Source organism: Leuconostoc gasicomitatum LMG 18811 (genome assembly GCF_000196855.1).
In the GTDB taxonomy this organism is placed as follows: domain Bacteria; phylum Bacillota; class Bacilli; order Lactobacillales; family Lactobacillaceae; genus Leuconostoc; species Leuconostoc gasicomitatum.
Window position 1 is genome coordinate 1,367,420 of sequence record NC_014319.1, and the last position, 12,343, is coordinate 1,379,762.

Consider the following 12,343-nt stretch of genomic DNA (forward strand, 5'->3'; position numbering starts at 1 on the left):
AATTATACCATTTTTATGCATATATACAAAAAAGCATAGCGTAGTACTATGCTTAATCCAGAATTGTTGTCGAAAATGTTTTATCATTCGCATTGCGAATAAGTATAGCTTGCAGTTCATTAGCTGTTTGTATCACAATGCGGACTGGTACATTAGCAGGTAAGAATTTTAAAGCTGATTGTGACACATATGTTGTAAAACTATCAATTTCTGTTTGACTATAAAATTGTGTCGTAACTGTCACATTAAGCCCAGACAATGTGCCTTTTTTAAAGTTTGCAACTGCAGTGGCACCAGCGATATTTGGGAAAAAGTTTGACACATCATTTTTAAAATTAGCAAAACCATTATTTTCGTCATTGCCTAAACTTGATGTATCAGTTGCTTCTTTGGGTAACACAATTGATTTATCGCTAATATCAGACCATTCGGATAAGTCAGTTCCTTGTGTACTTTTTACTTCAGCATAAAAGCCACCCGGCGCCAACGAATCAGATGCTGAGTTGGCATACATTGCAACAACAATTGGTGTATTGTCTGATACACCCGATTGCTGACGAATTTGTTTAATAATTTTTGGTGCTACTTTCTTGCCATAGGCTACTCTGTCAGCTTCAGAAATTTCTTGCTTATAAGTCGTGCCATACTGCTCTTTTTGATACTCATCTTGTGTGTTCATTGCAACACCAACAACTATTCCAGACAATTTTAAATTATTGCCTGACTTAGTCATAAAATCTTGTTCTGTCAAGGTTTGAACATATATAGGATTACGCGATGAATCAGTTTTACCATTATCTTCTGGGTTTAACCCGTTTGGATTGTTATTACTTTTCCGCTCTAATAGATTGTTAACAGTATCTGATGATAAATACTGACCTTCTTGAAAAATATATTGACTAGGTTTAAATTGCGTTTTTGATAAATCTAACAAACTTGATTCAAAATGTTTGACATCTAAACTATTTGGTTCAGAAGTTGCAGTAATTCCTCGCGCAGCACTGACTAGATAACGGCCATCTTTAATCACAGTTTGATATTGTCCAGATGCTCTTTGTGTGATTTGAACACCATTTGCTTTATTCGTTGCTGTAGGTGCTACACGATTCATATTAAAAAAATACAGTCCGCCAATGGCAAGCGCCACAATTACAATTACAATTACCATATACCCGCGAAAACCTATACGTCTCATTTATCAATTTCCTCTTTTACTTGCGCACTAATGAATTCTTGTTCTGTCCATGTCGGCACACCTAGTTCATTTGCTTTTCGCAGTTTACTACCCGCAGCTTCACCTGCTATCAGTAAATCAGTCTTTGCTGATACAGCCCCTGAAACACTTGCCCCATGATCTTGTAGCCATTTTGTGACCATAGAACGACTATTTTTTTCAAGTTTACCCGTTAAAACAATTCTTTTGTGATAGAAAAAATTGTTTTCATCAATTTCAACATCAGATAAATATTTTTGATTAACACCAGCATCTGTTAACTCTTGCAACAATTGCTTTGATTCTGGCATATCAAAATATTGTACAATTGATCGTGCAATTCTGTCTCCAATACCATCAATATTAGCAATATCTTCAGTCGTTGCCGTTGCAATTGACTGTAAATTCTTAAATTTTCCAGCAAGAACACGCGCCGCCTTAGCACCAACCATCCGTATTCCCAATCCAAATAATAATTTTTCAAGTGAATTGTCTTTCGAACGTGCAATTGACATCAATAAATTATTCACCGCTTTTTCTTTGAATTTATCTAATGAAAATAATTGTTCTGACGTCAAACGATAAATAGCAGCCACATCTTTAATATAATCTGCTTTCAATAGCTGCTCAATAACCTTTGGCCCCATTCCCTCAATATTCATTGCATTGCGTGAAGCAAAATGTGTCAATCCTTCCTGTATTTGCGCTGAACAAAACGGATTAATACATCTAAGAGCAACTTCTCCTTCAATATGTACCAGTTCTGATTGGCAAGCAGGACAAAAAACTGGTATTTCGTATGCCTCACTACCAGTTGGCCTTTTGGACAAAATAACTTGGCCAATTTCTGGAATAATATCACCAGCTTTATGCAATGTTACTGTATCTTCTAGTCTAACACCTTTTTCATTAAGGTAGTCTGGATTATGTAAACTAGCCCGTTGTACCGTAGTACCGGCAAGTTGAACAGGATCCATAACAGCTGTTGGTGTAACTGCCCCAGTTCGGCCAACCGTCCATTCAATAGCGCGCACAACGGTCAGCGCTTCTTCTGGCGGAAATTTGTAGGCAATGGCCCAACGCGGAATTTTAACCGTATTACCTAAATCAAGTTGATCATCTAACTGATTAACTTTGACAACAACGCCGTCAATACCATAGGCTAAATTATCACGTGTAACAGTGTATTCAGCTATATAATTATTAATGTCCGCCATTTTGGTCATCACACGGTTATGTGTATCTGTAGGTAGCCCCAACGATGAAAATCGCTTCAAAGCATCACTTTGTGTTGTACTTCCCAAAATATCTGGTTCGGCTGTATAGTACACAAAGGCAGATAAATTACGTTGCTTCATAATTTTCGCATTTAATTGTCGCAATGATCCAGCAGCAGCGTTACGCGGATTAGCAAAAGGGGCTAATCCATCCAACTCTCTTTGTTTATTTAAAGTCGAAAAACTAGATTTTGGCATATAAATTTCACCGCGAACTTCAATAGTAATTGGTTCATTCAATACCTGTGGAATTGCCTTAATCATTTTCACATTTGCTGTTACATCCTCTCCAATTGTACCATTACCACGAGTAGACGCTTGCACAAGTTTGCCAGAAACATATGTTAATGCGACTGCCAAGCCATCAATTTTAAGTTCAAGATTATAATCTGATTGAAAACCTAACGATTTAGTGGTCCGTGAGTCCCACTCGTCAAGCTCTTCTAAACTAAAAACATCCCCTAATGATAACATTGGTGCTGGATGTACAACTTTCTCCAAACCAGACTTAGTCATTGCCCCACCAACGTTTTGGGTCGGTGAATCAGGATTTATGAACTGCGGAAATACAGTTTCCAACGCAACTAAGCGCGCATACAGCGCATCATATATATAATCTTCTACTATTGGTGCATCTTGCTCGTAGTAAGCTATACCATATTGTCTCAAATCATCTTGTAATTTGGCTATTTCGTGTTGAGCTGCTTCTCTCGATAACTTTTCAATTGGTTTTAATTCTGGTAACATAATTTTTCCTAATCTAGCTTGATTCATTTGGCACAATTGCTTGGTTTTAATCCATTTTTGTAATTGGTGCAAAGGCCGCCAATAATTGTTTAATACCTTCAGATGGGAAGGCTACTTTCAATTCCTGATCATTTGTACTACCAGCCACTGAAACAACTGTCCCTGTTCCCCATTTTTTGTGTGAAACTTTATCCCCCACCTGCCAAACAACACTATCGCCACCGGTAGTGCCACTTATTTTTTTCGTCACCGGTGTTGATTGATAAGTTGTAGCTGTCGCCATTTGTCTTTTGCGATCAAATGGCATAGCGCGATTATTTTCAGTGTATGTTAGTCCTTGTTGTGACTCAAGTAACTCTGGTGAAATCTCATTTATAAAACGTGATGCTTCATTAATCTGCGTTCGCCCGTAAAGTAAACGTGAGAAAGCATTCGTCATGAACAATTTTTTCATTGCTCTGGTAATGCCAACATAGGCTAGACGCCTCTCTTCTTCAAGAAGTTCTTCATCCATTAGTGATCGTGAAAGTGGAAAAATGCCTTCTTCCATGCCTATCAAAAATACAACTGGAAATTCTAAGCCTTTAGCCGCATGTAATGTCATTAGGGTGACTGATCCATCACCTTCTTCGAAATCATCTAAATCACTCATCAGGGCTGTTGATCCTAGAAAATCGGTCATTGGATCCACTGCTTCTGGATCTTCTGAATTGTACTTACCATCGAATTCCGTCGTCACAGATAAAAACTCTTCCAAATTTTCTAATCTTGCTTGACTATCTGGATCATTTTTTTCAGCTAACATTTGACGATAACCAGATTTTGTCATAGCCATTTCAGCAAGTTCTGTCACATTTAAAAATTCTGATTGTTGACGCAACTCATGCATCATTTCTGCAAAAGTTAAAAATTTAGTAGCTGCTCGAGTTGAAATTTCTGGCGCAAGTTCAATGCTATCAATGGCTGTCATGTAAGAAACATTTAAGCGATTAGCTAATTCTCTTAAACGTATTAACGAAGTCGCTCCTATTCCACGTTTAGGTTCATTAACTACGCGCTCAAATGCTGCGTTGTTGTCCGGATTTGTAATCAAATTCATATACGACATAATATCTAAAATTTCTTTACGTTCGTAGAATTTGTGACCACCCACCATAGTATATGGCATATTTGCTTTGACCAAAGATTCTTCAACATTACGAGACTGCGCATTCGTACGGTATAAAACGGCAAAATCACTATACGCCATTTTACTTTCGGATCGCATTTTTAAAATATTTGATAAAATAAAATTCGCTTCATCATGCTCTGTCTGTGCACGGTAATACGTTATTTTATCGCCCTTACCATTTTGTGTCCATAGTTCTTTAGGAACACGTTCATTATTATGATTAATTACGGCATTTGCAGCATCCAAGATGTTTTGTGTTGAACGATAATTTTGTTCTAACATCACAGTATGTGCGGTCGGATAATCTTTTTCAAAATTCAAAATATTATTCATGTTAGCGCCACGCCAGCCATAAATAGACTGATCTGCATCACCAACCACAGCTAAATTCTGCGAACGTTTTGCCAGCAGATTAACAATTGTATATTGCGCATCATTTGTATCTTGATATTCATCAACATGAAGATATTCAAACTGTTTTTGATAACGTTCAAGCACTTCAGGAGAAGACTGAAATAGATCAATCGTTAACATGATTAAATCATCAAAATCAACACTTTGTGAACGCTTTAGCTCCGCTTGATATGCGGTGTAAACCTCTGCAACCGTTTCTTGAAATGCATTGTCTGCTTGTTTTGCGTAATCATTTGGCCGTAGCATATCATTTTTAGCGTTTGAAATCATACCCAAAATGGTACGTGGATCATATTGATCGGTATTCAGATTCAAATCACTAATCACACGTTTCATTAAGGTGCGCTGCGCACTCGTATCTATAATTGTGAAATTACGGGCTAAACCAATACTTTCTCCGTCACGCCTCAAAATACGCACAGCTAGTGCATGAAACGTTGATACCCATATATCACGTGCAACATCTTCCGACAATAACGAACTAATTCGCTCTCGCATCTCTTTTGCTGCTTTATTAGTAAATGTAATGGCTAATATACGCCACGGAAAGACATTTAAATCCTGCACTAAATGTGCAATGCGATGCGTCAAAACACGCGTTTTACCTGAACCAGCGCCTGCCATAATCAAAAGTGGCCCTTGCGTGATTTGGACTGCTTCGGCCTGTTTATCGTTCATTCCGCTAATAAGTTCTTCTACTGACATGTGTGCTCCTAAAGTGTAAATTAACTTCTACATATTATACCAGATTTTATAGCGAACATCAGTTCGCTATAAAAAATAAAAAAACGAGATAACTCTCGTTTACTTTTGTGGTATGTCAAAACGCGATAATTGCCATTCTTGAATAATTGCAATTAATTTTTTTGCATACATTGGATCAGTTGCATAACCATCTTGGGTTAATGCCTGAGCTGCTGATTTATAATCACGTGCTTTTAAGACATGTTGATATTGTGCAGTATTCCAACTTGTTCCATGATACAGTAGTTTTGCATGTGATTTCATGCTCGCTTGCCATGTATCATAGGCTGCAAAACGACCTTGGATTGTTACCCACTGGCCATTTTCAAATTCTTGTGTTGGTAAAACGACACTTTTTTGATTCGCATCAGCCTTAATACCATATAAATTATTATATTGTGTTGCCAAGGTTGACGTATGCCAATCCGACTCCAAAATAGCTTGCGCAATACTAATCGACGCAATAACACCATACTTTTCTTGCATTTGTCTAGCATACGGCGCCAACTGATTAATCCAATCAATTTTTTGTTGACGTACTGCATCTTGACTTTGGGGTTGTTGCTTATCATAAATAAGCGTTTGCGACCAAAAAGTGGCCCCAATTGCTATAATTAAAATACTACTCACCCATAACCATAAATTTAATTTTAATAATCTTTTTTTTGTACGTCTTTTTCTTTTTTTTGCCATTAATTAATGCCATCCATTGCTAATAATTGCTGAAAATGAGCTGATGTTTTACGCAAATTTTTAGGTGTGTCAGCCAGTACAAACCGGCCATTTTCCAAAAAATATGCCTTATCGACATAATCAATACCTGTCAAATGATGTGTTACCCAAATAATCGTTCGGTCTTGTAATACTTTAAAAATTTGTGTTAACACCTCATATTCGGTTTTTGGATCCAAACTAACAGTTGGTTCGTCTAAAATAACAATGGGTGCATCTTGTAACAATATACGAGCTAAAGCAAAACGTTGTTGTTCGCCGCCTGAAAATCTAGCCCCTGCCTCTTGCATTTGTGTCTCATATCCATTTGGCAAACTGTCAATTAGCGGCTGCAAACCGGTTTGTTTAATCGCCAGTTTCACCTGATCATCTGTGGCTTTTATATTACCCATGCGCACATTATTTAAAATTGATGTGTTAAATAAATAGGATTGTTGATCTAATACAGCCACGAGTGTTGATAATTGTTGTTGTAATTGACTAACTGGCTGGTTCCCAATAGTAATGCTACCCGACAGTGGCGCAATATCTGCAGCTATCAATTTTAAGAGTGTTGTTTTTCCAGAACCAGATCGCCCTAATAAGGCTATTTTTTCACCTGGATGAACAACTAAATCAACTTCATCAATTATTTTTTTGTTGTCATATTTAAAAGTGACATGATTCAAAATCACTGTTGTATCGTTCAATTTTCCCGTCTCTATTTGACTTGCTTCTGGGCGTGGCAAAGTATTCAAACGTTCAATACTATCTTCATAAAAAGATGCCTCACTAACACCTTGATTGACTCCAATAAAATCATCAACAAGGGGAAATATTGCCAATGTAAAGGCAGCAATGAAATTAACCGCCATATGGTTACTTTTAAATTGCCAACCAACGCATATTAAAGTAGTGATCACCAAAATTAAAACTAACATTTGAAGCACAAAATCGCGCCACCAACCAAATGCCATACCAGCATTTTTTGTTCTCGCCAAATTAGCCATTATATAGCCTTGTTGCGCCACGAGATCTTTTTGTCGACCTGATAACACCCAATCCTGTAAACCCAACACAGCATCAGTTGCATCAGTATATAATTGTGACTGTAATTGCTTTTGTTTGTGCACTCGTGCGCGATTCATCAAAAAACTCATCGTAGGTACAATAATCATAATGATAGTCAGCATGACTAACCACCATAGCATAAATAGCCAATTAACAGTCCCAACAGCCACGCTAACAAACAAATATACTAATAAACCGGTGCCTAATGGAAATAGTGTTCTTAAATACAAATTCTGCAACTGATCTAAATCATCTGCCAGCAAGCTTAAAACTTTTCCTGTTTGAAATCGTCCACGAATGCTGCTGGCTGTACTAGCAACACTTTCGTAGAGACGTTGACGAGACTTTGAAACAAAACGTAATACCCAGTTATGTGACACTAGCCGCTGTGCATAACGAAAAATCGGACGTGCAATACCAAAAGCACGCGTTAGCACAATCGGCACATAAATCAACAAGATATTATCAGGGCGTTGTGCTGCTCGTGATATCAAGTAGCCGGAAACAAACATTAGCGCACTAGCAGCTACTATGGTTAATAAATTTAGCAATATCGACCAAAAAAAGCCCGATTTTTGTGTCTTCAAAAAAGGTACAATCCATTGATCGCGTGCTAATAAATGCTTTATCTTGTTCACTATACACTTCCTAAGTCATGACGTAATTGATTTAATTGGCTGCGACCATCTGCTAGCAGTTGTTTTGGTTCGCCTTGTTCTACTATTTTGCCATGTCGCATTACTAAAACATAATCCATTTGATCTAACCAATGCAGGCGGTGCGTTGCAAAAAAAACCAAATGTGAAGACAAAATCGGTGCCATGGTCTGTTTTAAATCATATTCAGTTTCAATATCCAGATGCGCAGTTGGTTCGTCAAAAAATAAAATTTTTCGCTGATCATCTAGTAGCATTCTTGCTAAGGCTATTCTTTGTGCTTGTCCACCAGAAACCTGTCGACCACTCTCGCCAACAATACTATCCAAACCTTCTGGTAATTCGTTAACAAATTCGGTTAACCCAGCTTTTTGCGTAGCAATTCTTATTTTTTCATCCGTTACATTTTTCGCGTAAAACGTTATATTTTCTCTGAGTGTGTCATGGAAAATATAAGGATGCTGTGGCATGTAAAAGAATTGCTTCTGCCAATCTACTTGGGCCAAATGCGGAATTGTTTGATTCGCAACATTAATTTGCCCATCAGTTGGTAATAAAAAGCCACTTATAATATTAAGTAAAGTTGACTTGCCTGAGCCACTTTCGCCCACGACGGCAATTTTTTGATAACCTGTAACTTGTATATTAATATCTTTCAAAACGGCTTGTTCACTATAGGAAAAATCAACGTGTGATAAAGTTAATTGTGTCTGATTATGCCACGTCGTTAACGCCAATTTATCTTGATCTTCAATTGTCGGTCTATCAATCATTGACAATACATCAGTTAAAGCATTTTTACCATTTAATGTCGCATGATAATCGTCAGAAAAATTACGCAATGGTAAAAAGTACTCTGGTGCTAGAATTAATATCGTTAAAGCAGGTAAAAGTGTCATCTCACCATTCAACAAATCAAATCCTAAAAAAACAGCAACAACGGCAATGGACAGTGTCGTAAAAAAATCTAAAGCAAAAGTTGACGTCATTGCAATTCGTAACGTTCGCATAGTTGTTTTTCGATAATCTTCAGAGATTTGATAAATTTCATCACTATACTGATCTGCCAATCCAAGTTGTTTTAAAGTTGGTAAACCACGTAATGCATCAACAAAACGATTATTTAAATTTTTAAAGTTAACAAACTCTGCATCTGCTTTGCTCTGTGCTGCCAAACCTAAAATGACAAAGAAGATAATTACCACTGGAAAAATTAACAGTAAAAACAGTCCTTGTTCCCATTTAGTATACAAAATATACATTAAAATCAACCAAGGAATGATGCTTAAATCAAATACTTTAATCAATAAAAGTTGAAAATAGTTTTTAACGTTATCTAAACCAACACCAAGAGTTGTCACCGCATTCCCAGTTCCTTGATCAGCAATTATAGTTGATCCTATCTCTGTATATTTTTCTAACAGCTTAATGCGATAAGTCTCAACCGCCTTGTCAGCATAAACTGCCATATATTTATTTTTTATAACAACTAAAAGTTGTCGTACAAGAAAAGCTAGCGCAAATAAAGCAATGCTAAGGCTCGTTTCAGATGATAATTTGTTCTGCCAGAAATCAACAATTGCTCTTGCTATGAATATACCTTGTGCCAAGATTGCCAAGCCTTGAATCCCAGTCATAAACACGAGTACCAATAACGTACTTATGATGCCTTCAAGTTTAAAAAGTCTTTTGTCTATCATTTTACTTTATTCCTACACCTATTGATGCTAATTTTTAAAAAACTTTTGATATACTGAATATATTTTAAAATAAAAAACGCCTACATGCAATTGTAAACGTTTTTGCTAATTTTATTCTACCACTTTGTGTGACACAATGCGTTTACGGAAAACCCAGAAACTCCAAATTTGATAACCGAGCGTGATGGGTAACGCTATTAACACAACAATGGTCATGACCTTTAATGTATAAGCAGAAGATGAAGTCATCGCAATATTTAATGTGTGTACTGGATTATTGGCCACCATAACACGTGGAAATAGTCCAGTAAATAGTAACACAACCACTTCAATCAATGTTAGACCAGACAAGATAAATGGTACAATTTCTTGCTGTCTTTTCACAGCTAATACCCAACCTATGACAGTTGTCAAAACAAGTGTTAACAAAAGAATAAGCATTAATATTGTTTTAGTCTGTATAAAATCTGTGTAGAAAAATAACAATACGGCAAACAACGCCTCACCAGCTAGTAAAATTGGGTACAAATATTTCAACTGTGTCATTGCCCGATTACGTAACGGACCATCTATACGCAATCGTGTGTAATTCAAACCATGCACATAACTCATTAACGATACTGCCACACCACCAACTAATGTAAAGGGTGTTACATAATCAAAAAATCCTGCCGATAAATTACCCTGAGCATCTATTGGTGTCCCAGACACCATAGCGGTGAAAATCATACCCAAAAAGAACGGTACTAAAAATGAGGTTAGTGCAATTAAACGTTCCCAAAGTTGCGTCCCTTGAATTGTTGGCATTTGCTCACGAAATTCAAATGACACGCCACGATAAATTAATGATAATAAAACAATCAATAGCATTAAGTAAAATCCCGAGAATAAAGAGGCATACCAAAATGGAAAGGCTGCAAACATGGCACCTCCAGCAGTAACTAACCACACTTCGTTTGCATCCCAGTTTGGACCAATAGCTTGATACAAAGCGTCACGATCTTTTTGATCACGCGCATTAAGAACAAATTGCATGCCAATACCGAAATCAAAACCTTCTAAAAAGAAGAAGCCTGCCCATAAAATACCAATCAAAACAAACCAAACAATTTCCAAAGTACTCATTAAGCTTCACTCCCTTCTGATAAATGACTATAAGGATCACTTTGTGACAACTGTGCCTCCTCTTCAGCGTATGGTCCTGCATGTAATGCTCTACGTGCTAACCAAACCATCACACCACCAATTACTGCAAAAGTCAAAAAGTATATAATATTTGAAATCAGGAGTGAGGCTACCGAAACATTTGGTGAAACGGCATCACTAATTGGCATTAAACCATAAACAACCCATGGATAACGACCAAGTTCTGTTACCAGCCAACCAGCAGTGTTTATCGCAAACGGTACGTAAATGCAAATACCTAAAATCCACAAAAACCAGCGCTGTGTCAAAATAAGTTGAGATTTTTTACGGTTCATCCACAGTGCAACAATTGCTAACATGAGTAAGCCACCAGCGCCAACGGTCATGACACGAAATGCATAAAACAATGTATTTTCAGGCACATAATAATTTTTAATATCACCATGTGTTTTACCATATTTCTTTTGGAATTGCTTTTCAAGTTCTGTTGTACCAACTGTATCGCCACCGGTTAATGAATGATGACCCAAGATTGATAATACATATGGTATTTCTATCTTTGCAATAACTTTGTGTGTATCTGGATTCGTAACAGCGATGAGCGACCATGGCTGAGCTTTGTCTTTTCTATCAGATGATTTAATTGTTTCATCGACACCTTCCATCGCTGCGTACTTCATAGGTTGCATAGATTGTAAATCAAAAGCATGTCGATCACCTGTCACTAGTGCACCAGCTATTCCAATCATACCAATAATCAAAGCAATATTAATTGATTTCCGGAAAAACAGGACTTGGCTATCACCTTTTTTCAAATTTAATAATTTGAATGCAGACATACCAGCAACCAAGAAACCAGCTGTAACTAGTGTTCCAACAACCACGTGTGGGAATTGAACCCATAATTGTTTATTTTTAAGTAGCGCACTAAAACTAACTAGCTGAGCGCGTCCCAGATGATTATCAATGGCGTAGCCAACAGGATTTTGCATGAACGAGTTTGCAGCCAAAATCCAAAGCGATGATATCGCAGATCCGATGGTCGTTATCCAAATTAACAAAACATGGACACCTGGTTTAAATCGATCCCAAGTAAATGACCATAAGCCAATGAACGTTGATTCAGCAAAAAAGGCCACTAAGGCTTCTATGGCTAACAACGAACCAAATATATCTCCGACATATCTTGAATATGCAGACCAATTCATACCAAATTGAAATTCTTGAATTAGACCTGTCACAACACCAACAGCAAAACTCAGTAAAAATATTTTGCCCCAAAATTGTGCCATTTTTTTGTACATCTCATCTTTTTTGATGACATACAATGTTTCCATAACTGATACCACAACACCCAAACCAATTGACATTGGTACGAAGAAAAAGTGAAATATCGTTGTCATTGCAAACTGAAATCTTGCTAAATCCAGAATGCCTACTAATGTAACCATGCGTTCCTCCAAAGTTATGACCAGCGCTTATCTTTACTGAAA

8 protein-coding genes are annotated in these 12,343 nt (G+C 37.1%); all 8 read right to left on the reverse strand.

Features of this window, described 5'->3' with window-relative positions; translation table 11 throughout:
• Positions 1-52 precede the first annotated feature (52 nt).
• On the reverse strand, positions 53-1,195 hold the full coding sequence (locus tag LEGAS_RS06580) for a CamS family sex pheromone protein (RefSeq protein WP_013231770.1): 1,143 nt from the start codon (positions 1,193-1,195) through the stop codon (positions 53-55).
• Positions 1,192-3,237, reverse strand: coding sequence for an NAD-dependent DNA ligase LigA (gene ligA, locus LEGAS_RS06585; RefSeq protein WP_013231771.1), 2,046 nt, complete (start codon positions 3,235-3,237; stop codon positions 1,192-1,194). Before ligA ends, LEGAS_RS06580 begins: the two co-directional genes overlap by 4 nt.
• Before the next feature lie 46 nt (positions 3,238-3,283).
• Positions 3,284-5,527, reverse strand: a complete 2,244-nt coding sequence (gene pcrA, locus LEGAS_RS06590) for a DNA helicase PcrA (RefSeq protein ID WP_013231772.1) — start codon at positions 5,525-5,527, stop codon at positions 3,284-3,286.
• A 99-nt stretch (positions 5,528-5,626) separates the two neighbouring features.
• Positions 5,627-6,259, reverse strand: a complete 633-nt coding sequence (locus LEGAS_RS06595) for a glycoside hydrolase family 73 protein (RefSeq protein ID WP_013231773.1) — start codon at positions 6,257-6,259, stop codon at positions 5,627-5,629.
• Complete coding sequence (gene cydC / locus LEGAS_RS06600; protein WP_013231774.1) at positions 6,259-7,986, reverse strand: thiol reductant ABC exporter subunit CydC; 1,728 nt, start codon at positions 7,984-7,986, stop codon at positions 6,259-6,261. The genes LEGAS_RS06595 and cydC overlap by 1 nt, the downstream gene beginning before the upstream one ends.
• On the reverse strand, positions 7,986-9,704 hold the full coding sequence (gene cydD / locus LEGAS_RS06605; RefSeq protein WP_013231775.1) for a thiol reductant ABC exporter subunit CydD: 1,719 nt from the start codon (positions 9,702-9,704) through the stop codon (positions 7,986-7,988). The genes cydC and cydD overlap by 1 nt, the downstream gene beginning before the upstream one ends.
• Before the next feature lie 111 nt (positions 9,705-9,815).
• Complete coding sequence (gene cydB / locus LEGAS_RS06610; protein ID WP_010383308.1) at positions 9,816-10,829, reverse strand: cytochrome d ubiquinol oxidase subunit II; 1,014 nt, start codon at positions 10,827-10,829, stop codon at positions 9,816-9,818.
• The gene (locus tag LEGAS_RS06615) at positions 10,829-12,301 is read right to left on the reverse strand and encodes a cytochrome ubiquinol oxidase subunit I (RefSeq protein WP_013231776.1); all 1,473 of its coding nucleotides are present in this window, start codon (positions 12,299-12,301) and stop codon (positions 10,829-10,831) included. Before LEGAS_RS06615 ends, cydB begins: the two co-directional genes overlap by 1 nt.
• Between the last annotated feature and the right edge of the window lie 42 nt (positions 12,302-12,343).